Source organism: Sphingomonas sp. (genome assembly GCF_965200105.1).
GTDB lineage: Bacteria > Pseudomonadota > Alphaproteobacteria > Sphingomonadales > Sphingomonadaceae > Solisphingomonas.
In genome coordinates this window covers 162,275-184,080 of the sequence record NZ_CBDATN010000003.1, presented here as the reverse complement: position 1 = coordinate 184,080, position 21,806 = coordinate 162,275, and the positions used below count along the sequence as shown (strand labels likewise).

Genomic DNA, 21,806 nt, shown 5'->3' with positions numbered 1-21,806 from the left:
GTGCCCGCCCGCATGGCCGACGCCTCGTCTCTACGCGTGCCTGAAGGAGCCACCGGCGTGCTGGTGCTGGCGAGCGGCGAGGCGATTTTCGGGCGCGGCTTCGGCGCGGAGGGCGCGGCTGTCGGCGAGGTCTGCTTCAACACCGCGATGACGGGCTATCAGGAGGTGATGACCGATCCCTCCTACGCGGGGCAGATCGTCACCTTCACCTTCCCGCACATCGGCAATGTCGGCGCCAACCCCGAGGACGTGGAGGCGCAGAACCCCTTCGCGCTCGGCTGCGTGGTGCGCGAGGACGTGACCGCGCCGTCCAACTTCCGCTCCGCCGGCCGCTTCGACGAGTGGCTGCGCGGGCATGGCCGCATCGGACTCGCGGGCGTCGACACGCGCGCGCTCACCCGCGCGATCCGCATCGGCGGCGCGCCCAACGCGGTGATCGCGCACTCGTCCGCCGGCCGCTTCGACATGCCCGCGCTCGTCGAACAGGCTCGGGCGTGGCCGGGGCTGGAAGGCATGGATCTCGCGAAGGACGTCTCCACGCTCCAGACCTACGCCTGGGAGGACGGGCTGTGGACGCTGGGTGAGGGCTATCGCACCCACTCGGCCAACCCGGACGGCCCCCGCGTGGTCGCGATCGACTACGGCCTCAAGCGCAACATCCTGCGCAACCTCGTGGCCGCCGGCGCGCGCGTGACGGTGGTGCCCGCCACCGCCAGCTTCGAGGACGTGATGCGTCACGAGCCCGACGGCGTGTTCCTCTCCAACGGCCCCGGCGACCCGGCCGCGACGGGCCTGTATGCGGTGCCGGTGATCCGCCAGTTGCTGGAGGTGTCAAAGCCGATCTTCGGCATTTGCCTCGGCCACCAGCTCCTCGGGCTGGCGGTGGGCGGGCGCACGTCCAAGATGCACCAGGGCCATCGCGGCGCCAACCACCCCGTCCGCCGCACCGAGGACGGCCGCGTCGAGATCACCTCGATGAACCACGGCTTCGCGGTCGAGACCGACAGCCTGCCCGCCAACGTCGAGCCCACCCATTTCTCGCTGTTCGACGGCTCGCTCGCCGGCCTCCGCCTCAAGGACAAGCCCGCCTTCTCCGTCCAGTACCACCCCGAAGCGAGCCCCGGTCCGCAGGACAGCCACTATCTGTTCGAGCAGTTTGTGGGCGGGCTTCGGAGCGCGGCGTGACCACCGCCGAGATCACTAATATCGCGGCGGTCTTGGTCAGCCCTGTAGTCGCTGTTCTCATAACGCTGTGGCTCGACGGGCGCCGTAAGGACCGAGAGCAGAAGATAACCGTCTTACGCCTGCTCCTCGCTACCCGCCGGTTTCCAGGCGATCCAAATTACCAGACGGCCGTAAATCTAATTCCTGTTGAGTTCGGCCGGTCTAAGTCTGTGATGAGCGCTTACAAGGACTTCATTAAGTCCGTCGCTCCAGGATCTGCCACTGACTCGTCGGTAACAATGACTCGTTTAATTTACGAAGTTGCAAAGCGTTCCGGCTTTGCAATTCGGGAAACTGATATCCAGACTGACGCCTACGCCTCACAGGGTTGGGTTGATCGCGACAACCTTTATCTGGACTCACTGAAGGCACAACGCGATATCAATACTACTCTCTTGCTCCAAGCGCGCTTGATGACGGGCGCGCCACTGCTTCCACAGGAACGCGAGTTCCTTGGTTTGCCTCCTAGCGGACACACAGAAATCCCAAATGCCTAAGCGCACCGACATCTCCTCCATTCTCGTCATCGGCGCGGGGCCGATCGTCATCGGGCAGGCGTGCGAGTTCGACTATTCGGGCACGCAGGCGATCAAGGCCTTGAAGGAGGAGGGTTATCGCATCGTCCTGGTCAACTCGAACCCGGCGACGATCATGACCGATCCCGAGTTCGCCGACGCGACCTATGTGGAGCCGATCACCCCCGCGATCGTCGCCAAGATCATCGAGAAGGAGCGGCCCGACGCCGTGCTCCCCACGATGGGCGGGCAGACCGCGCTCAACACCGCGCTCGCGCTGTTCCACGACGGCACGCTCGCCAAGTTCGGCTGCAAGATGATCGGCGCCGACGCGAACGCGATCGAGATGGCGGAGGACCGCCAGAAGTTCCGGGACGCGATGGACCGCATCGGCCTCGCCTCCGCGCGCTCGGCGGTGGCGCACAGCGTGGACGAGGCGCTCGCCGCGCTGGAGCATACCGGGCTGCCGTCGATCATCCGCCCGTCCTTCACGCTGGGCGGCACCGGCGGCGGCATCGCCTACAACCGCGCCGAGTTCGTCGAGGTCGTCACCAAGGGGCTGGACGCCAGCCCCACCACCGAGGTGCTGATCGAGGAGTCGCTGCTCGGCTGGAAGGAATATGAGATGGAGGTGGTCCGCGACCGCGCGGACAACTGCATCATCGTCTGCTCGATTGAGAACATCGATCCGATGGGCGTGCACACCGGCGACTCGATCACGGTCGCGCCCGCGCTGACGCTGACCGACAAGGAATATCAGGTCATGCGCAACGCCAGCATTGCGGTGCTGCGCGAGATCGGCGTGGAGACGGGCGGCTCCAACGTCCAGTTCGCGGTCAATCCGAAGGACGGCCGCCTGATCGTCATCGAGATGAATCCGCGCGTCTCGCGCTCGTCGGCGCTGGCGTCCAAGGCCACCGGCTTCCCGATCGCCAAGGTCGCCGCCAAGCTGGCGGTTGGCTATACGCTCGACGAGATCGACAACGACATCACGGGCGTAACCCCGGCCGCCTTCGAGCCCACTATCGACTACGTCGTCACCAAGATCCCGCGCTTCGCCTTCGAGAAGTTCGCCGGCTCCGATCCCGTGCTCACCACCGCGATGAAGAGCGTCGGCGAAGTCATGGCGATCGGCCGCAATTTCGCCGAATCACTCCAGAAGGCGTTGCGGGGTCTGGAGACCGGGCTCGCCGGGCTCGATCCGGTGCAGGCGCTGGTCGGCCGCCCGCGCGCGGAGATCGAGGCGGCGCTGGGCCGCGCCACGCCCGATCGGCTGCTCGCCGCCGCTCAGGCGTTGCGCGAGGGCTTCACCGTCGACGAGGTCTGCGCGATCGCCAAGTATGATCCCTGGTTCGTCGAGCGGCTGCGCGAGATCGTGTTCGCGGAAGCGCAGGTGCTGGCGAACGGTCTGCCGCGCGACGCGGCGGGGATGCGCCGGCTGAAGGCGATGGGCTTCTCCGATCGCCGCCTCGCCTGGCTTGCACTGGACAGCGCGCATATGCCCGCCGGCACCGCCCGCGCCCACGCGCGCGGTTCGGGCCTGATCCACGACACGCTGCGCGCGATGACCGGCGGCGTGACCGAGGAGGAGGTGCGCGCGCTTCGCCACAAGCTCGGTGTGCGGCCCGTCTACAAGCGCATCGACACCTGCGCCGCCGAGTTCGAGGCCAGGACGCCGTATATGTATTCCACCTACGAGGCGCCGGCCTTCGGCGAGCCCGAGAACGAGGCGCAGCCCTCCGACGCTCGCAAGATCGTCATCCTCGGCGGCGGGCCGAACCGCATCGGGCAGGGCATCGAGTTCGACTATTGCTGCTGCCACGCCTGCTTCGCGCTGGCCGACGCAGGGTTCGAGACGATCATGGTCAACTGCAACCCCGAGACCGTCTCGACCGACTACGACACTTCCGACCGCCTCTATTTCGAGCCGCTCACCGTCGAGGACGTGCTGGAGCTGCTCCACGTCGAGCAGTCCAACGGCACGCTTGTCGGCGTGATCGTCCAGTTCGGCGGGCAGACCCCGCTCAAGCTCGCCGCCGAGCTGGAGCGCGCCGGCATCCCGATCCTCGGCACCAGCCCCGACGCGATCGACCTCGCCGAGGATCGCGAACGCTTCGCCGCGCTGGTCGAGCGGCTCGGCCTCAAGCAGCCCGCCAACGGCATCGCGCGCTCGCGCGACGAGGCGATCGCCGTGGCCGAGCGGATCGGCTACCCGGTGCTGATCCGCCCCTCCTACGTGCTCGGCGGCCGCGCGATGGAGATCGTCGACGGGCCCGACCAGCTCGACCACTATTTCCAGACCGCCGTGCAGGTGTCCGGCGACTCGCCGGTGCTGATCGATCGCTACCTGCGCGACGCGATCGAGGTGGACGTCGATGCGCTGTGCGACGGCGAGGACGTGCGCGTCGCGGGCGTCATGCAGCATATCGAGGAGGCGGGCGTCCATTCCGGCGACAGCGCCTGCACGCTTCCGCCCTACAGCCTCTCGACGGCCATAATCGCCGAGATCGAGGCGCAGGCCGACGCGCTCGCCCGCGCGCTTTCCGTGCGCGGGCTGATGAACATCCAGTTCGCGGTTAAGGAGGGCGAGGTCTACCTCATCGAGGTCAACCCCCGCGCCAGCCGCACCGTGCCGTTCGTCGCCAAGGCGACCGGCGTCGCCGTCGCCAAGATCGCGGCGCGCGTGATGGCGGGCGAGAAGCTGCGCGACCTGCCGGCAGTGGGGGCGGTGCCCCCCTACATCGCCATCAAGGAGGCGGTCTTCCCCTGGGCGCGCTTCACCGGCGTCGATCCCGTGCTCAGCCCTGAGATGAAGAGCACCGGCGAAGTCATGGGGATCGACGACGATTTCGCGATGGCGTTCATCAAGTCGCAGCTCGGCGGCGGCGTCGTGCTACCGGAGGGCGGCACTGTGTTCGTCTCGGTCAAGCCGTCCGACAAGGCGCACGTCCTGCCCGGCGTCCGCGCGCTCGCCGAACTCGGCTTCGCGATCGTCGCCACCGCCGGCACCGCCGACTTCCTGAGCGGCGAGGGCATCGCCGTCGAGCGCGTCAACAAGGTGGCGCAGGGCCGCCCGCACATCGTCGATCGCATCAAGGACGGCGCGATCGACCTCATCTTCAACACGACCGAGGGCTGGCAGTCGCTGAAGGACAGTCGCGAGATCCGCGTCTCGGCGGTCGCCAAGCGCGTGCCCTACTACACCACCGCGGCGGCGAGCGTGGCGGCGGCGCACGCGATCGCGGCCGCGCGCCTGCGGCCGCTTGAAGTCCGGCCGCTGCAAACCTACTATTCCGCGCTTACGCGCTGATATCCCCACGATCGAAGATGACGGGGCGGCTCCGGGGCGCGGAGCCGGGCGCGGGATTTGTGACGAAAGGCGGACGGGACATGGCGACGATCGAGAAGATGCCGATGCTGGCGGAGGGCCACAAGCTGATCTCCGACGAGCTGCATCGGCTCAAGACGATCGAGCGTCCCGAGATCATCGACTCCATCGAGGAGGCGCGCGCCCACGGCGACCTTTCCGAGAATGCCGAATATCACGCCGCCAAGGAGCGCCAGGGCCAGGTCGAGGCGACGATCGCCGACCTGGAGGATCGCATGAGCCGCGCGATGGTGATCGATCCCACTACGCTCAGCGGCGACAAGGTGGTGTTCGGCGCGACCGTGCGCCTGCTCGACGAGGACGAGAAGCCCGTCACCTACCAAATCGTCGGCCAGATGGAGGCCGACGCCAAGCAGGGCCGCATCTCGTACAACTCGCCGCTTGGCCGCGCGCTGATCGGGCGCAAGGTGGGTGACGATGTCGAGGTGACGGTGCCTTCGGGCGATCGCTACTACGCGGTGGAGAAGATCGAGTTCATCTGAGCGGGCGCGGCGTCGTGCGCCTGCCGCCCGCCCGCGCGACCGTCGCGCTCGTCGCCGTCACGTCGCTTGCCTGGGCGGTCGCGGCGAGTGCGGGGCTCTCCGCGCAGGTGGCGACACTGGCGGGCTTCGTGCCCGCCCGCATCGCGGACGGCCTGCCCGTGCCCGGCGCGGTTCCCGCCGTGCTGACGCCGCTCGGCGCGACGTTGGTTCATGCCGGGCTTCTCCACCTCGCGTTCAACATGCTGATCCTGGGCTTCTGCGGCCGCTTCGTCGAGGCCTCGATCGGGCCCGCGCTACTCGTGCTGCTCTACGTTGCCGGCGCCTACGCGGCGGCCGGCGCACAGTTCGCGATCGATCCGCATTCCGTGGTGCCGATGATCGGGGCGAGCGGCGCGGCGTCCGCGATCATCGGAGCGTACGCGCTGCTCTACGGCCGCAGGCGGACCGCGGGCTGGGGGCCCTTCTCCGGCCTCGTCGTCCACGTCGCCTGGCTGGGGGCGGCCTGGGTGGCGCTGCAGGGGCTGATCGCGTTAGCCGGCGGCGGCATGCCGGGCGTGCCCGCCGGAGGATCGATCGCCGTCGCGGCGCACATCGGCGGTTTTCTCGCGGGCGTGGCGCTCGCCCGCCCGCTGCTGCTGTTCCGCTACCGCGGCGCCTGAAGATGCGGGTCCGGCTCCAGTAGCCGGTGCAGGTGGACGACGACGTATTTCATCTCGGCATCGTCCACCGTGCGCTGCGCGGCGCCGCGCCAAGCTGCCTCGGCGCTTTCCAGGTCCGGGAAGATGCCGACGATATCGATCGCGTCGAGATCGTCGAACTCGAGCCCGCGCGGGTCCGTGACGCGGCCGCCGAAGACGAGGTGCAGCTTGCTCACCGCGCGTCAGCCTGCCCGAGACCGCATGAAGGCGACGAGCTTGTCGAAGCCGTTCTTCTGGATGTAGCTGTCGAAGTCCGCCGTCTGGGTCAGCACCAGGTTGACGCCCGCCACCGTCAGGTTGGTGATCTTGGGCCCTCCGCCGATCGTCTCGACCGTCCAGATCGCGGTTACGGGATTGCCGCCGGGCCGCGTCACCTGGCTGACGACGGCGGCGCCGTTGCCGCGCGGCACCGATCGCGTCACCGCCACCTTAGCATCGGCATAGTCGTAGAGCCGGTCGGCGTAGGTGTTGATGAGGAAGCCGGGCAGCGCCGCCTGATAGGCCTGGTACTGGGCCGGGCTGATCTTCGCGCGCCAGCTTCGGATCAGCCGATCGCCAATCGCATCGACCGCGAAATATTGGCCGAGCAATTGGCGGAACTGGCCACGCGCCGACGCCTTGCTACCGGTACGCAGCACGCGAAAGGCCTCGCCCGACAGCGAAGTGACGAAGCGCCCCGGGTCGCTGGTGTCGACCGTAGCGGCCGCGGCCGGCGCGATGATGGCGGGTGCCGCCACCGCCGAGAGGCCGATCGCGAGCGCTGCGAGGAAGGTCCGCGACTTCGTCATTCGAACATACTCCGACTGCCAGCTGTCTGGCCTCACCGCGCTATGGCCAGGCCGACCTGAACCGGCCCTTGCCCGCGTCTCAATCGCGCGTTTCGGTCACCTTCTGCTTCGCCGCGTCGGCGGCGGCATTGCCCGCCGAGAAGGCGGCGCCGAGCGCGGCGTCGAGCATGCCGCGCACCGCATCGCGCGCGCCGTTGCGCGAGAGGCCGGCTTCGTCGAGCTTGTCGCGGCCAACCTCCCGCGCGGCATCGGCCGCCTCATGTGCCGCGTCGATCAGCCGCGCGCCGAGCGCACCGAGCACCGCGCCCTCTCGCTCGGTGCGGGGCAGGAGCGCGCCGACCAGCACGCCGACCGCCATGCCGCCGGCGAGCGCGAGCAGCGGACTGCCCCCGGCGCCGCCGGAGAGGCTCTCGCGCGCATCGCCGGCGAGATTGCGGGCGCGGTCGGCGGCCGTGGCGGCGATGTCGCCGATCTGGTGCTTGGCGTCGTCGATGCCGTCACGCAGCGGGCGCTTGCCCTCGGCCGAGCCGCTGTTGCCGTTGTTGCTCGCGCTCATCATCCTGATCCTTCCTGAAGGCGGGTATCGTCCCTCAACGGTGCCGGGCTCCGGCGGTTTCCTTACGCCCGAACAGTCTTCGTCTCAGCCGCCGCAGAGGGCGGCGAAGCAGGAACAGGGCGACCACCGTCGCGCCGGCGGCAACGATCTCCGGCCGGCGGCGCGCCGCCTCGTTCGCGTTCTCGGCGAGGCCCCGCGCGGTATGGCGAACGCCTTCGCGGGCCTCCTCGACCAGCGTCGCGGGGTCGAGGCGGGCGCGAAGCTCGTGCGTCGTCGCGATCAGCCGTTCGCGCGCGGCCTTGGCCTCTATCGCGGCGGTCTCGAGCTCGACCGTGTCGCTCATCCCGCCTTCTCCGCCACTGCATCGGGCTTGGTCGAGATCTGTCGAACGCCAAGCCAGGCGAACAGACCGGCCACGACGGCCAGTACCAGGAAGACGACCAATCCAGCGAAGCCCGGACCGATCAGCGTCGCCAACGCCATCACGCACCCGACGACGAGCCCGATCAGGGCGAGCAGGAGGAGGATCGCCGCAACGACGAGCAGGATCGCACCAGACTTGACCGCCGCGAACTTCGCGAGGGCCTTGGCCTTGGCGAGCCTGATCTCCGCCCGCGCGGAAGTCTTCGCGTCCTCGGCGAGCTGCGCGACGAGCGCCGGCAGCGCGATCCGCGCGTCGTCCGCCACGACCGTCCTCAACGCGTCGGCGATTTGGCGCGTTGGGCGGACCCCTTGCCCGTCGTCGGCGGCGTCACGTCCATATGCGCGGTGCCAGCCTTGACGACGCGCGCAGTCAGGAAGCCGCTCGCCGCCGCCGCCGCCATCGCGATCCGGGGAGAGCGGCGCACGAACTCGCGCGCATTGTCGAGCAGCTCCTCGATGTCCTTCTCGCGCAAACCGTCGGCGGCGTCGTTCACGAACGCCGAAGCGCGACGGGCATAATCGCCATAATGCGCACCCAACCGGTCGTCGATCTGGGCGGCATTGTCGTCGATCAGCCTTGCCACGCTGCCGAGCGCAGCGGACGCTTTCTCCTTGCCCTGCTCGGCATAATCGCGAGCGTGATCGACGGCCTGCGCGCTCCACTCGCTTGCCTTGGCCTGTGCCTTCCCCTTGAGGTCGGCCGCGTCGTTGTCGCTGGCCGCGCCGGAAGAAGCGCCGCCGCCCGACGGGTTCGTCGACGCGGCGCCGGGAACAATGTGGTCGGTGCCTTCGGGGAGCGTCTCGGCCATGATCGCCTCGCCTGCTGAGAGGAGCCATCGGATGCGGTGGGCGCACCCGTTACGTTTCCGGGACAACCAGCAGCGCGAATGCCGGTTCCCCGCGATTGCGTGGCCACCGGGCCGCCGCTAACCAGCGCCAGCCGCCAAGGGAGCCGACATGACCGCGATCCTCGACATCCACGCCCGCCAGATCCTCGACAGCCGGGGCAATCCCACGGTGGAGGTGGACGTGACGCTGGAGGATGGCAGCTTCGGCCGCGCCGCCGTGCCGTCGGGCGCGTCGACGGGCGCGCACGAGGCGGTGGAGCGGCGCGACGGCGACAAGGACGCCTATCTCGGCAAGGGCGTGCTGAAGGCGGTCAAGGCCGTCAACGGCAAGATCGCCAAGGCGCTCGCCGACTATGAGGCCGAGGACCAGGCGCAGATCGACGCCGCGATGATCGAGCTGGACGGATCGGCCAACAAGTCCGACCTCGGCGCCAACGCGATCCTCGGCGTCAGCCTCGCGGTCGCCAAGGCGGCGGCGGAGAGCCGGGGACTGCCGCTCTATCGCTACGTCGGCGGCGTCCAGGCGCACGTCCTGCCGGTGCCGATGATGAACATCATCAACGGCGGCGAACATGCCGACAACCCGATCGACTTCCAGGAGTTCATGATCGTGCCCTTCGGCGCGGACACCTGCGCTGAGGCGATCCGCTGGGGCGCGGAGATCTTCCATACGCTCAAGAAGGGCCTCGCCGACGCGGGGCTCTCCACCTCGGTGGGCGACGAGGGCGGTTTCGCGCCCAACATCGGCTCGACGACGCAGGCGCTCGACTTCATCCTGAAGTCCGTCGAGAAGGCGGGCTACAAGCCGGGCGATGAGGTGGCGATCGCGCTCGACTGCGCCGCCACCGAGTTCTTCAAGGGCGGTCAGTACGTGATGGCGGGTGAGGATCGCACGCTGACATCGCCCGAGATGGTCGCCTACCTTGCCGATCTCGCCGGCCGCTATCCGATCTGGTCGATCGAGGACGGCATGGCCGAGGACGATTGGGACGGCTGGAAGATCCTGACCGACCGGCTGGGCGGCAAGGTCCAGCTCGTCGGCGACGACCTGTTCGTCACCAATCCCAAGCGGCTGGCGGACGGCATCAAGCGGGGCGTCGCCAACTCGCTGCTCGTCAAGGTCAACCAGATCGGCACGCTGACGGAGACGTTGGAGGCGGTGTCGATGGCGCAGAGCGCGCGCTACACCGCCGTCATGTCGCACCGTTCGGGCGAGACCGAGGACGCGACGATCGCCGATCTCGCGGTCGCCACCAACTGCGGCCAGATCAAGACGGGCAGCCTCGCCCGCTCCGATCGGCTCGCCAAGTACAACCAGCTCATCCGCATCGAGGAGGAGCTGGGCTCGGCCGCGCGCTACGCCGGCCGTGCCGCGTTCGCGACGACCGGACGCTGAGAGGCGTTGAACCGCCGTCCCGGATCGGGAATAAGGACGGGATGGCGGGGAAGGGACGATCAGCGGCGGGCACGATCCGGGCGGCGGCGATGCCGGCGCTGGGCGTGCTCGTGATCGGCAACTTCGCGGGCTACGCGATCGCCGGGCCTAACGGGCTGCTCGCGCTCGGCGACTATCGCCACCAGATCGTGGCCAAGCGCGCCGAACTCGCCAAGGTGGAGGCCGCGCGCGTCAAGCTCGCGCACAAGGTCGCGTTGCTCGACTCCCGCCACGTCGATCCGGACATGGCGGATGAGCTGGTACGCCGCGACATGGGTTTGACGCGTCCCGACGAGGTGATCCTGCCGACGCCCTGAGGCGCGCGCCACGAGGTTCGTCGGCTCGCTTCTTTCCTCGCCATGGCGGGCTCGACCGGCATCCTACCGGCAAAGAGCCGTGACGTTGCGTTATGACCTTGCGCGGAACCAGTCTGCGATGGCGGTGTGAGGTCATTTCTCGCGCGTTGCCGAGTCCGTAGCCGCAGGCCTATACCGCCGCCCACCACCGGAATCGAAAGCCCGCAGCCTTGGCCCGATCGACCAGCAAAGCCGCCGCCCCGGCAGGCGCCGCCCCGAACCGGGAGCGTCCCGCCGAGCCGCAGCGCTACGCCGCCTCGAAGGAGGAGCTGCTCGACTGGTATCGCCAGATGGTGCTCATCCGCCGCTTCGAGGAGCGCGCCGGCCAGCTCTACGGGCTCGGGCTGATCGGCGGCTTCTGCCACCTCTATATCGGGCAGGAGGCGGTGGCCGTCGGCCTCCAGTCGGCGCTCGATCCGGATCGCGACAGCGTCATCACCGGCTATCGCGACCATGGCCATATGCTCGCTTACGGGCTCGACCCCAAGATCATCATGGCCGAGCTCACTGGCCGCGCTGCCGGCATATCTAAAGGCAAGGGCGGCTCGATGCACATGTTCTCGACCGAGAAGCGCTTCTACGGCGGGCACGGCATAGTCGGCGCGCAGGTGCCGCTCGGCGCGGGCCTCGCCTTCGCGCACAAGTACCGCGGCGACGGCGGCGTGTGCCTCGCCTATTTCGGCGATGGCGCCGCCAATCAGGGTCAGGTCTACGAGACGCTCAACATGGCGGAGCTGTGGAAGCTGCCGATCATCTTCGTGATCGAGAATAACGGCTACGCCATGGGCACCGCCGTCAACCGCGCCAGTTCCGAGGATCAGCTCTACAGGCGCGGCGAGAGCTTCCGCGTGCCGGGCCTGCAGGTGGACGGGATGGACGTGCTGGCGGTGCGCGGCGCGGCGCAGGCGGCGCTCGATTGGGTGCGCGGCGGCAAGGGGCCGATCCTGATGGAGCTCAAGACCTATCGCTATCGCGGCCACTCGATGTCCGATCCCGCCAAGTACCGCACGCGCGACGAGGTGCAGGCGATGAAGGACAAGTCCGACGCGATCGATCTCATCAAGCGCGAGCTCGACGCGCTGGGCGTCGGCGAAGCGGAACTGAAGGCGATCGACAAGGACATTCGCCGCGTGGTCTCCGAGGCCGCCGACTTCGCCGAGCAGTCGCCCGAGCCCGATCCTTCGGAACTCGGCACCGACGTGCTGGTGGATGTCTACTGACATGTCGATCGAGCTGAAGATGCCCGCCCTGTCGCCCACGATGGAGCAGGGGACGCTGGCCAAGTGGCTGGTGAAGGAGGGCGACAGCGTGTCGTCCGGCGATATCCTCGCCGAGATCGAGACCGACAAGGCCACCATGGAGTTCGAGGCGGTCGACGAGGGGACGATCGAGAAGATCGTCGTCGCCGAGGGGACGGAAGGCGTTGCCGTGGGCGCGGTGATCGCGCTGCTCGCCGCCGATGGCGAAGATGGCGTGCGTTCGGGCGACGCCGCCGACGCGCAACCCGTCGAGGCGCCCACCGATCAGGGCGAGCCGCCGATCGCGGAGAGCGCCACCCCGCACAAGATGGAGACGGGCGCGCGCGATCTCGTCCGAGCGGCCGAGGCCGGCGAGGGCGAGGACGCCGCCGATCCCGAATTGCCCGCGGGCACCGAGACCCGGTCCGTCACCGTGCGCGAGGCGCTGCGCGACGCGATGGCCGAGGAGATGCGCGCCGACAGCCGCGTGTTCGTGATGGGCGAGGAGGTCGCGCAGTATCAGGGCGCCTACAAGGTCACCCAGGGCCTGCTCGACGAGTTCGGCGCCGACCGCGTGATCGACACGCCGATCACGGAATATGGTTTCGCCGGCATCGGCACCGGCGCGGCGATGGGCGGGCTGAAGCCGATCGTCGAGTTCATGACCTTCAACTTCGCGATGCAGGCGATCGACCACATCGTCAACTCGGCCGCCAAGACCAACTATATGTCCGGCGGGCAGATGCGCTGCCCGATCGTGTTCCGCGGGCCGAACGGGGCGGCGGCGCGAGTCGGCGCGCAGCACAGCCAGAACTACGCGCCGTGGTACGCCAGCGTGCCGGGCCTGATCGTGATCGCGCCGTATACGGCGGCCGACGCCAAGGGGCTGCTGCGCGCCGCGATCCGCAGCGACGATCCCGTCGTCTTCCTGGAGAACGAGCTGCTCTACGGCCAGTCGTTCGAGGTGCCACGCGTCGACGAGTGGGTACTGCCGATCGGCAAGGCGCGGGTCGCGCGCGAGGGCAGGGACGTCACCATCGTCAGCTACTCGATCGGTGTCGGCGTGTCGCTCGATGCCGCGCGGCGGCTCGCGGAGGACGGCATCGAGGCGGAGGTGATCGACCTGCGCACTTTGCGCCCGCTCGATCGAGCCACGGTGCTGAGGTCGCTCGCCAAGACCAACCGCATGATCGTGGTGGAGGAGGGCTGGCCGACCTGCTCGATCGCCTCCGAGATCGTCGCGCTGGCGATGGAGGAGGGCTTCGACGATCTCGACGCGCCGGTGCTGCGCGTCACCAACGTCGACGTGCCGATGCCCTATGCCGCCAACCTGGAGAAGCTGGCGCTGGTGAAGGTGGACGACGTGGTCGAGGCGGCGCGAAAGGTCTGCTACCGCTGATCCGCCGGCCCTAGCGCCGGAACTTCATCGCCTCGGCGCAGGCGAGCTGGTCCACCCGCTCGTTCTCGGCGTGACCGGCATGGCCCTTCACCCACTTCCACGCGATCTGGTGGGGGGCGGCTGCGGCGAGCAGCGCCTGCCAGAGGTCGGCGTTCTTGACGGGCTTCTTGTCGGCCGTGCGCCAGCCGTTGCGCTGCCAACCGTGGATCCACTTGGTGAGCCCGTCCATGACGTAGCGGCTGTCGGTGGTGAGCGTGACGACGTTGGGACGCTTCAGCGCCTCCAGCGCGCGGATCGCGGCGAGAAGCTCCATGCGGTTGTTGGTGGTCTGCGCCTCGCCCCCGGACAGCTCCTTCACCGTCTCGCCCGAGCGCAGCAGCGCCGCCCAGCCGCCGGGGCCGGGATTGCCCTTGCAGGCGCCGTCGGTGAAGATCTCGACGCTCACGCGAACATCGCCGCGCCGCTCGCCGCATAGGCGTCGAGCCGCCGCAGGAAGGCGAGCGGATCCTTACGCGTGACGAGCGCGCCGGCGGGCGTGTTGAGCCAGTCCCACGCGCGCGTCAGCGTGAAGCGCAGCGCGGCGCCGCGCGCCAGCACCGGCAGGGCGGCGCGCTCCTCCTCCGAGAGCGGGAAGGCGGCCGCGTAGCCGGAGACGAGCGCACGGCCGACCACTTTGTCGTACGAGCGCCCGTCCGCCGAGAAGGCCCAGGCGGAATGAGTGACGGCGAGATCGTAGGCGCGGATGTCGGTGCAGGCGAAGTAGAAGTCGATCATTCCCGTCACTGCATCGCCGAGCATGAGCACGTTGTCTGGAAAGAGATCGGCGTGAATGACGGAACGCGGCAGGTCTCGCGGCCAGGCCTCGGACAGGGCGCGCAGCTCTCCCGCGACGCGCGCCGCCAGTCCGGGGGCGATGGCGTCGACCGCATCGCCGCAGCGCGTCGCGAGCTCGTGCCAGCCGTCCGGTCCCAGGGCATTGGGCCGCGCGCCCGCGAAGTCGCCGAGCGCGGCGTGCATCCGCCCGAGCGCCTCGCCGGTGGCGCGGGCCTGCGCGGGTGTCGGTTGCGAGAGCGAGACGCCGGGCAGGAACTCGATCAGGCATGCCGGCCGCTCCTGGACCGTCCGCACCTGCGCGCCGCTGCGATCGCTCAGCGCGCGGGGCACGGGCAAGCCCCTGTCGGCGAGATGATCGAGCAGCGACAGGAAGAAGGGCAGGTCGGCGGCGTCCACCCGCTTCTCGTAGAGCGTCAGGACGAAGCGGCCGCGCTCGGCGTCGATCAGGTAGTTGGAGTTCTCCACCCCCTCGGCGATGCCCTTGACCGATCGCAGCGGTCCCAAATCAAAGTCATCGAGCAGGCGGCCGATCTCCTCGGCGGAAACATGCGTGTAGACGGCCATGGTGGGGGGCGGCTCTAAGCGATCGCTTGCCGGGCGGGAAGCCGGTTCCTATGGTCCGCGACACCGACCGTCTTGCTGGATGCCTCGACCGATGCGCTTGCCCGCAGCCCTGTTCCTCGTCCTGCCCCTCGCGCTCGCGGCCTGTGCCAAGGACGCGGAGATCACCGCGATCGGCGGCTCGGTCGGCAAGGAGATCAACCGGACCGGCTGTCCGGCGCTGGCGGTGCCCGCCGACACCGGCGACGTCACCCTGTTCGATCCGCCGGCCAGCCGCGACGCGCGCGCGATCGACGTGGTGGCGACGCTGACCGATCTCACCGGCGCGTGCGACACCACGCAGGCGGCGAACCTCGCCACCACCGCCAGCTTCCGCGTCGACGCGCGCCGGTCGAGCGCGGCGGGGCCGCGCGACGTGGTGCTGCCCTATTACGCCGTCGTGATGCGCGGTGGCGATCAGGTCGTCTCGAAGTCGGTGAGCCAAGTGCTCGTCCACTTCGACGCCGGCAAGCTCATCGCGTCGACGAACGGCCAGGCGAGCGCTTCCATCGATCGTGCGCAGGCGATGTTGCCGCAGGCGATCCGCGACAGGATCGGCAAGAAGCGCAAGGCCGAGGATGCCGACGCCTCGCTCGATCCGATGAACGATCCGCAAGTCCGTGCCGCGCTCGCCAAGGCAAGCTTCGAGCTGCTGGTCGGCTTCCAGCTCACCGACGCGCAGCTCGCCTACAACGCGACGCGCTGAGCGGTTGACTTCGGACGCAGGCTCCGCCACTCGAAGGACGCTTCCGGCGGGCGACCGACGGGTGCACGCGCGGGAGAGCGCGGCGGAGGTCCTCCGGCAACGGGGGACAGGCCGTCGCCGCCGAAGGAGCAACCGCCCCGGAATCTCTCAGGCCACCGGACCGCGCGGGCACAGGCACTCTGGAAAGCGGGCGACGGCCAAGCCGGCGCCCCACCGAAGGGGTAACTCCGTCATGCCCGATCGTGGGCGAGCGGAGGAAAGCTCTCAGGTTCCGTGACAGAGGGGGCGAGGCGACGGACCGGCGACGGTTCGCGGCCTCGATCCTCTGGCGGAGATTGCCGTGAGCGTGGTCGACGAAGTTCCTGATACCGAGGCACCCGCGCTGCTGCCGCTCGACGCGTGGCACGAGGATCGCGGCGCCCGCATGGTCGCCTTCGCGGGCTATCGCATGCCGATCCAGTTCGACGGCATCATCGCCGAGCATAACTGGACGCGCGATCATGCCGGGCTGTTCGACGTCAGCCACATGGGCCAGCTGCTCTTCACCGGCGACGGTGCCGACGCCGCGCTGGAGGCGCTGCTGCCCGCCGACCTGAAGGGCTTGGGCGAGGGGCGGATGCGCTACTCGCTGCTGCTCTCGGAGGAAGGCGGTATCCTCGACGACCTGATGGTCACGCGCCGCTCGGACGGTCTCTACATGGTCGTCAACGGCGCGACCAAGTGGGACGATATCGCCTATCTGCGCGAGCATCTGCCCGACGAGGTGACGCTCAACCACCTGGACGATCAGGCGCTGCTGGCGTTGCAGGGGCCGCAAGCGGCCGACGCGCTGGCGCGTCTGGCGCCGGGGGTCACCGCGCTGTCGTTCATGACGGCCGGCGCCTTCCTGATCGAGGACGTCGAGTGCTGGGTCAGCCGTTCGGGCTACACCGGCGAGGACGGGTTCGAGATCTCGGTGCCCGCCGATCAGGTGGTGCGGGTCGCCGACGCGCTGCTGCGCGAGGAGGAGGTGCGGCCGATCGGGCTCGGCGCGCGCGACTCGCTGAGGCTGGAGGCGGGGCTGCCGCTCTACGGCCACGATCTCTCGCCCGAGATCACGCCCGTCGGCGCGGACCTGGGCTTCGCCTTGTCCAAGCGGCGGCGCGAGGAGGGCGGCTTCATGGGGCACGCGCGGATCATGGCCGAGCGTGAGAACGGTCCGGCGATGAAGCGCGTCGCGCTCGAAGTCGAGGGTCGCCAGCCGGTGCGCGAGGGCGCGGCCGTGATCGGTGGCGGCACCGTTACGTCCGGCGGTTTCTCGCCGACGCTCGGCCGACCGATCGCGATGGCCTACGTGCCGCTCGCCTCGGCCGCGCCCGGCAGCACCGTCGAGATCGAGAACCGCGGCAAGCGCGTCGCCGCCACCGTCGCAACCACGCCGTTCGTCCCACACCGCTACCACCGCAAGGGAGCCTGAGATGGCCGACCTCTACTTCACCAAGGACCATGAGTGGATCCGCGTCGAAGGCGCCACCGCCACCGTCGGCATCACGGACTATGCGCAGGCGCAGCTCGGCGACATCGTCTTTGCGGAGGTGCCGCCCGCCGGCACCTCCCTCGAGAAGGGCAAGGAGGCGGCGGTCGTCGAGTCGGTCAAGGCCGCCTCCGATGTCTATGCTCCCGTCTCCGGCGAGGTGACGGAGGCCAATGCCGCGCTGGATAGCGAGCCCGCGCTCGTCAACACCGCGCCTGAGGGCGACGGCTGGTTCTTCCGGTTGACGCTCTCCGAACGATCCGAACTCGACGGGCTGATGGACGAGTCCGCGTACAAGGACTTCGTGGCGGGGCTGTGATCACCAACCCCGCCTCGCGCTGGGACGCGGCGGACTATGCCGCCAACGCAGCCTTCGTGCCGGCGCTCGGCGCGCCCGTCGTCGAGTTGCTCGATCCGCGTCGCGGCGAGCGCATCCTCGATATCGGCTGCGGCGACGGCGTGCTCACCGAGCGGCTGGTCGCCGCCGGCGCAGAGGTGGTGGGCATCGACGCCTCGCCCGAGATGATCGCGGCGGCGCGCGCGAAGGGTCTCGACGCCCGCGTCGCCGATGCGCAGGCGCTCGGCTTCAATGGAGCGTTCGACGCCGCCTTCTCCAACGCCGCGCTGCACTGGATGCTCGACTGCCATGCCGTCGCGGCGGGCGTGTTCCGCACGCTTCGGCCCGGCGGGCGGTTCGTCGGCGAGATGGGCGGCGAGGGCAATGTCGCGACGATCTGGGCCGCCGTCCGCGCCGAGCTGGCGCGGCGCGGCCACGCCGCTCGCGCGCAGGACACGCATTGGTATCCGTCGGTCGAGGCGTTCGTGACGGTCTACACCGCCGCCGGCTTCGTCGATGTCGAGGCGCGGCTGATCCCGCGTCCGACGACGCTCCCCGCCGGGGTCGCCGGTTGGGTCCGCACCTTTCGCCACGGGCTGATGGACGCCGACGGCATTCCCGCCGACGAGCAGGCGGAGATCGCCGACGCCGTCGAGCGTGCCTGCGAGCCAGTCCTGCTCCGGCCCGACGGCACCTGGATCGCCGACTATGTGCGGCTGCGCTTCTCCATGAGGAAATCCTGATGCGTTACCTGCCCCTCCAGCAGGCCGATCGCGAGGCGATGCTCGCGACCGTCGGCGCCGCCTCGATCGACGAGCTGTTCGTCGACGTTCCGCAGGCGGCGCGGCTCGCAGGCCCGATCGAGGGCCTGCCGATGCACGCGCCCGAGCAGGTGGTGGAGCGGCAGCTCTCGCGACTGGCCCGGCAGAACATGGCGGCGGGGGACGGCCCCTTCTTCCTCGGCTGCGGCGCCTACCGGCACCACGTGCCGGCGTCGGTCGACCACATCATCCAGCGCGGCGAGTTCCTGACGAGCTACACGCCGTACCAGCCCGAGATCGCGCAAGGGACGCTGCAGGCGCTGTTCGAGTTCCAGACGCAGGTCGCGCGGCTCTACGGCTGCGAGGTCGCCAACGCGTCGATGTACGACGGCTCGACCGCCTGCTGGGAAGCGATCGTCATGGCGCGGCGGATCACGCGGCGCGGCAAGGCGATCCTTTCGGCCGGGCTGCACCCGCATTATGTCGGGGTCGCGCGGACGATGGCGCGCTTTACCGGCGACGCGCTCGACACGGCCGACCCGACGCTGGCGCCTGAAACCGACGCCGCGCGGCTGCTCGACGCGATCGACGACGAGACGAGCTGCGTCGTTGTGCAGTATCCCGACATACTGGGGCGCATCGCCGATCTGTCCGAGTTGAAGGAGGCCTGCCGCGCGAAGAAGGCGCTGCTGATCGCGGTCGTCACCGAACCGGTGGCGCTGGGGGCGATCCGCTCGCCCGGCGAGATGGGTGCCGATATCGTGGTAGGCGAGGGCCAGTCGATCGGCGTGGGCCTGAACTTCGGCGGGCCGTATGTCGGCCTATTCGCCTGCGCCGAGCAGCATGTCCGCCAGATGCCGGGCCGCCTCGCCGGCGAGACCGTGGACGCGGACGGCCGGCGTGGGTTCGTCCTCACGCTATCGACGCGCGAACAGCATATCCGGCGCGAGAAGGCGACATCCAACATCTGCACCAACTCGGGCCTTTGCGCGCTCGCCTTCTCCGCGCACATGACCCTGCTCGGCGAGCGGGGCTTGCGCGATCTCGCGAGTCTCAATCACGCGCTGGCGGTGGAGGCGGCGGAGCGGCTCGGCCGGGTGCCGGGCGTCGAGCTCGTCAACGACGGCTTCTTCAACGAGTTCACGCTGCGGCTCCCCAAGGAGGCGCGGCCTGTGGTCCGCCACATGGCGGAGCGCGGCATACTCGGCGGCGTGTCGCTAGGCAGGCTCTACCCGCACGCGAGCGAGCTGGCGAACGGTCTCGTCGTCGCGGTTACCGAAACGACCGGCGAGGGCGACGTCGACGCTTTGGCGAACGCGCTCGAGGAGGCGCTGGCATGAGCATCAACGCATCCGGCTGGCGGCCGGCGATGAACGCAGGCGGGGAGACGGCGAACCCCACCTTCACGGGCAACCGCGCGCTGATGCTCGAAGAGCCGCTGCTGTTCGAGGCGGGCGCGACGGATCGCACCGGCGTCGACCTGCCCCAGCCACCGAAGGTCGCGAGCCGGCTCGGCGGCCTGGAACGCTTGGCGCCGATTGGGCTCCCCGGCCTCACCGAACCCGAGGCGGTGCGCCACTATACCCGCCTGTCGCGCCAGAACTACGCGATCGACCTCGGGCTGTTCCCGCTCGGATCGTGCACGATGAAGCACAACCCCCGCCTCAACGAGAAGATGGCGCGGCTGCCCGGCTTCGCCGACCTCCATCCGCTGACCCCCGCGGACGGCACACAGGGCGCGCTGGCGCTGATCCACCTGGTCGCCGAGTGGCTGAAGCGGCTCACTGCCATGCCCGGCATCGCGATGAGCCCCAAGGCCGGCGCCCATGGCGAGCTGTGCGGCCTTCTCGCGATCCGCGCCGCGCACGAGGCTAGGGGCGACGCCCGCGCGGTGGTGCTGGTGCCCGAGAGCGCGCACGGCACCAACCCGGCCACCGCCGCCTTCGCCGGCTATAGGGTGAAGGGCATCCCCGCCACCGGCGACGGGCGTGTCGATCTCGCCGCGCTCGAGGCCGCGCTCGACGAGACCGTGGCGGGGGTGATGATCACCAATCCCAATACGTGCGGACTGTTCGAGCGCGACATGATCGCCATAGCCGACGCCGTCCACGCGGTCGGCGCCTATCTCTATTGCGACGGCGCGAACTTCAACGCCATCGTCGGCCGCGTGCGGCCTGGCGATCTCGGCGTCGATGCCATGCACATAAACCTGCACAAGACCTTCTCCACCCCGCACGGCGGCGGGGGGCCGGGGTCGGGGCCGGTGGTGTTCTCCGAAGCGCTCGCTCCCTATGCGCCTCTGCCCTTCGTCGAGGAGCATGACGGACGCTTCGTCCTCGTCGAGGAGGAGACGATCGTCGAGGAGGGGCATAGCGACGCGTTCGGCCGCATGGTCGCCTTCCACGGCCAGATGGGGATGTTCGTGCGCGCGGCCGCCTACATGCTCAGCCACGGGGCCGACGGCCTCAGGCAGGTGGCGGAGGACGCGGTGTTGTCGGCCAACTATGTGCTGCGCGGCCTGGAGGACGTTCTCGACGCGCCGTTCGCGGCTTCGGGCCCATGCATGCACGAGGCGATCTTCTCCGACGAGGGCTTCGCGGGCGGCCTCTCGACGCTCGACCTGGCGAAGGGGCTGATCGACGAGGGTTTCCACCCGATGACGATGTACTTCCCGCTGGTCGTCCACGGCGCGATGCTGATCGAGCCGACCGAGACGGAGAGCAAGGCCGCGCTCGACCAGTTCGTCGGCGCGCTGCGTTCGGTCGCGGAGCGGGCGAAGGCCGGCGACCAGGCGCTCCGGCAGGCCCCCATCCACGCTCCCCGACGACGGCTGGACGAGACCGCGGCGGCACGGCGGCCGGTGCTCGTCTGGCGAGATCCGGACGTGGCGGCGCAGGCCGCCGAGTGACCGACGGCCGGCCGCGGCATCCCGCGACCGGCCGCATCGGGTCAGCGGCGCGTGAGGCGCCGACGCTTACTTGTGCCGGTGATGGCGCGCCGCGTGGTGACGCACCGCATGGTGATGACCGCCGGACCTGCCGCTGCCCGCGCCCTGCTTGCAGTTGTCGGTGACGGTCCTGGAGCAGGTCGGCAGGTCGGTCGCGCCCTGCGTCGGCGACATGGAGACGGGACCGCTCGGCCCGGTCGCGCTGCCCGGGGCCGCGGTCGCGCCGCCGCTCATGCCGCCCTGCATGCCGCCGCTCATGTCACCGCCGGCGGGCGGGGGCGCCTGCATGCCGCCGCTGGCATCGGGCGTCCCGCCGGGAGCGGACGGCTGCGCGCCCATGTCCGGTGTGCCGCCGGCGGGAGGCTGCGTGCCCATGTCGGGAGTGCCGGCCGGCTGCGAGGCGGCATCGGGATTGGTGGTGCCGGTGGCGGGCGCCGTCGAGGCGTCCTGCGCGTAGGCGACGCCGCCGAACGTCAGCGCGGCGGACGCCAAAAGGATCAGCTTCTTCATTATCGTTCCTCCAACCGGGTTCGGCGAGCGAACAGGTCTCGCGCAAGCCCCAACCCGGTGCTCCGCGAGGGGTTCCATGCCGGGGGACTCGGCCCGTAGTCAGCGAATATGTTGCGACGGCGCAACGTGCTTTGGACTGCCGACGTAACAAATTCCGCGGGCACGCTCAGGTCGCTGGGTTATACCGGGCGGTCGCTGATCGGGGTTAGCTCGCGTATTTGCCAGGACGGCTCGACCTGGGCGGGGTT

24 protein-coding genes and 1 riboswitch are annotated in these 21,806 nt (G+C 69.5%); of the genes, 15 read left to right on the top strand and 9 right to left on the bottom strand.

Annotated features, from left to right (window positions below):
* Positions 1-12: 12 nt before the first annotated feature.
* The 5 genes from carA to ACOFKX_RS13605 all read left to right on the top strand — a co-directional run bounded on the left by carA (position 13) and on the right by ACOFKX_RS13605 (position 6,268).
* Positions 13-1,185, top strand: a complete 1,173-nt coding sequence (carA, locus tag ACOFKX_RS13625; RefSeq protein ID WP_419827621.1) for a glutamine-hydrolyzing carbamoyl-phosphate synthase small subunit — start codon at positions 13-15, stop codon at positions 1,183-1,185.
* Positions 1,182-1,721, top strand: coding sequence for a DUF6680 family protein (locus ACOFKX_RS13620; RefSeq protein WP_419827620.1), 540 nt, complete (start codon positions 1,182-1,184; stop codon positions 1,719-1,721). Before carA ends, ACOFKX_RS13620 begins: the two co-directional genes overlap by 4 nt.
* Entirely contained in the window at positions 1,714-5,049 is a 3,336-nt protein-coding gene (gene carB, locus ACOFKX_RS13615; protein WP_419827619.1) for a carbamoyl-phosphate synthase large subunit, read from the top strand. The genes ACOFKX_RS13620 and carB overlap by 8 nt, the downstream gene beginning before the upstream one ends.
* 80 nt (positions 5,050-5,129) lie before the next feature.
* Complete coding sequence (gene greA, locus ACOFKX_RS13610; RefSeq protein ID WP_419828268.1) at positions 5,130-5,609, top strand: transcription elongation factor GreA; 480 nt, start codon at positions 5,130-5,132, stop codon at positions 5,607-5,609.
* Positions 5,610-5,623: 14 nt separating this feature from the next.
* The gene (locus ACOFKX_RS13605; protein WP_419827618.1) at positions 5,624-6,268 is read left to right on the top strand and encodes a rhomboid family intramembrane serine protease; all 645 of its coding nucleotides are present in this window, start codon (positions 5,624-5,626) and stop codon (positions 6,266-6,268) included.
* Here ACOFKX_RS13605 and ACOFKX_RS13600 read toward each other — a convergent pair.
* The 6 genes from ACOFKX_RS13600 to ACOFKX_RS13575 form a co-directional block, all read right to left on the bottom strand.
* On the bottom strand, positions 6,253-6,483 hold the full coding sequence (locus ACOFKX_RS13600) for a DUF4170 domain-containing protein (RefSeq protein WP_419827617.1): 231 nt from the start codon (positions 6,481-6,483) through the stop codon (positions 6,253-6,255). The genes ACOFKX_RS13605 and ACOFKX_RS13600 overlap by 16 nt on opposite strands.
* A 6-nt stretch (positions 6,484-6,489) precedes the next feature.
* Complete coding sequence (locus ACOFKX_RS13595; protein WP_419827616.1) at positions 6,490-7,095, bottom strand: MlaC/ttg2D family ABC transporter substrate-binding protein; 606 nt, start codon at positions 7,093-7,095, stop codon at positions 6,490-6,492.
* 79 nt (positions 7,096-7,174) lie between these two features.
* A complete protein-coding gene (locus ACOFKX_RS13590) occupies positions 7,175-7,651 on the bottom strand; it encodes a hypothetical protein (protein WP_419827615.1) in 477 nt (158 codons plus the stop codon).
* A 34-nt stretch (positions 7,652-7,685) separates the two neighbouring features.
* Complete coding sequence (locus tag ACOFKX_RS13585; protein ID WP_419827614.1) at positions 7,686-7,994, bottom strand: hypothetical protein; 309 nt, start codon at positions 7,992-7,994, stop codon at positions 7,686-7,688.
* Positions 7,991-8,338, bottom strand: a complete 348-nt coding sequence (locus ACOFKX_RS13580) for a phage holin family protein (protein ID WP_419827613.1) — start codon at positions 8,336-8,338, stop codon at positions 7,991-7,993. The genes ACOFKX_RS13585 and ACOFKX_RS13580 overlap by 4 nt, the downstream gene beginning before the upstream one ends.
* Positions 8,339-8,346: 8 nt before the next feature.
* A complete protein-coding gene (locus tag ACOFKX_RS13575; RefSeq protein ID WP_419827612.1) occupies positions 8,347-8,883 on the bottom strand; it encodes a hypothetical protein in 537 nt (178 codons plus the stop codon).
* 148 nt (positions 8,884-9,031) lie between these two features.
* Here ACOFKX_RS13575 and eno point away from each other — a divergent pair, with 148 nt between their 5' ends.
* From eno to ACOFKX_RS13555, 4 genes are all read left to right on the top strand, one after another.
* The gene (eno, locus tag ACOFKX_RS13570; RefSeq protein ID WP_419827611.1) at positions 9,032-10,318 is read left to right on the top strand and encodes a phosphopyruvate hydratase; all 1,287 of its coding nucleotides are present in this window, start codon (positions 9,032-9,034) and stop codon (positions 10,316-10,318) included.
* Positions 10,319-10,359: 41 nt separating this feature from the next.
* Entirely contained in the window at positions 10,360-10,674 is a 315-nt protein-coding gene (locus ACOFKX_RS13565; protein WP_419827610.1) for an FtsB family cell division protein, read from the top strand.
* 209 nt (positions 10,675-10,883) lie between these two features.
* The gene (gene pdhA, locus ACOFKX_RS13560) at positions 10,884-11,933 is read left to right on the top strand and encodes a pyruvate dehydrogenase (acetyl-transferring) E1 component subunit alpha (RefSeq protein WP_419827609.1); all 1,050 of its coding nucleotides are present in this window, start codon (positions 10,884-10,886) and stop codon (positions 11,931-11,933) included.
* A gap of 1 nt (position 11,934) precedes the next feature.
* A complete protein-coding gene (locus ACOFKX_RS13555) occupies positions 11,935-13,350 on the top strand; it encodes a pyruvate dehydrogenase complex E1 component subunit beta (RefSeq protein ID WP_419827608.1) in 1,416 nt (471 codons plus the stop codon).
* A 10-nt stretch (positions 13,351-13,360) separates the two neighbouring features.
* Here ACOFKX_RS13555 and rnhA read toward each other — a convergent pair whose 3' ends face one another.
* Both rnhA and thrB read right to left on the bottom strand, forming a co-directional pair.
* Entirely contained in the window at positions 13,361-13,795 is a 435-nt protein-coding gene (gene rnhA / locus ACOFKX_RS13550; RefSeq protein ID WP_419827607.1) for a ribonuclease HI, read from the bottom strand.
* Complete coding sequence (thrB, locus tag ACOFKX_RS13545; protein WP_419827606.1) at positions 13,792-14,748, bottom strand: homoserine kinase; 957 nt, start codon at positions 14,746-14,748, stop codon at positions 13,792-13,794. The genes rnhA and thrB overlap by 4 nt, the downstream gene beginning before the upstream one ends.
* A gap of 91 nt (positions 14,749-14,839) precedes the next feature.
* Here thrB and ACOFKX_RS13540 point away from each other — a divergent pair, with 91 nt between their 5' ends.
* From ACOFKX_RS13540 to gcvPB, 6 genes are all read left to right on the top strand, one after another.
* Positions 14,840-15,490: a hypothetical protein gene (locus tag ACOFKX_RS13540; protein WP_419827605.1), complete on the top strand. Its 651-nt coding sequence runs from the start codon at positions 14,840-14,842 to the stop codon at positions 15,488-15,490.
* A 169-nt stretch (positions 15,491-15,659) separates the two neighbouring features.
* A riboswitch (glycine riboswitch) is annotated at positions 15,660-15,780 on the top strand.
* A 50-nt stretch (positions 15,781-15,830) separates the two neighbouring features.
* Positions 15,831-16,946 carry a glycine cleavage system aminomethyltransferase GcvT gene (gene gcvT, locus ACOFKX_RS13535; RefSeq protein WP_419827604.1) on the top strand — a complete coding sequence of 372 codons (1,116 nt, stop codon included), beginning with the start codon at positions 15,831-15,833 and terminating at the stop codon, positions 16,944-16,946.
* Between the two features lies 1 nt (position 16,947).
* Positions 16,948-17,322 (top strand): glycine cleavage system protein GcvH, encoded by a 375-nt coding sequence (gcvH, locus tag ACOFKX_RS13530; protein WP_419827603.1) that lies wholly within the window; start codon positions 16,948-16,950, stop codon positions 17,320-17,322.
* Entirely contained in the window at positions 17,319-18,083 is a 765-nt protein-coding gene (locus ACOFKX_RS13525) for a methyltransferase domain-containing protein (RefSeq protein WP_419827602.1), read from the top strand. The genes gcvH and ACOFKX_RS13525 overlap by 4 nt, the downstream gene beginning before the upstream one ends.
* Positions 18,083-19,441: an aminomethyl-transferring glycine dehydrogenase subunit GcvPA gene (gene gcvPA, locus ACOFKX_RS13520; RefSeq protein ID WP_419827601.1), complete on the top strand. Its 1,359-nt coding sequence runs from the start codon at positions 18,083-18,085 to the stop codon at positions 19,439-19,441. Before ACOFKX_RS13525 ends, gcvPA begins: the two co-directional genes overlap by 1 nt.
* Positions 19,438-21,009 carry an aminomethyl-transferring glycine dehydrogenase subunit GcvPB gene (gene gcvPB, locus ACOFKX_RS13515; RefSeq protein ID WP_419827600.1) on the top strand — a complete coding sequence of 524 codons (1,572 nt, stop codon included), beginning with the start codon at positions 19,438-19,440 and terminating at the stop codon, positions 21,007-21,009. Before gcvPA ends, gcvPB begins: the two co-directional genes overlap by 4 nt.
* A gap of 66 nt (positions 21,010-21,075) precedes the next feature.
* Here gcvPB and ACOFKX_RS13510 read toward each other — a convergent pair whose 3' ends face one another.
* Complete coding sequence (locus tag ACOFKX_RS13510) at positions 21,076-21,558, bottom strand: hypothetical protein (protein ID WP_419827599.1); 483 nt, start codon at positions 21,556-21,558, stop codon at positions 21,076-21,078.
* Positions 21,559-21,806: the final 248 nt, after the last annotated feature.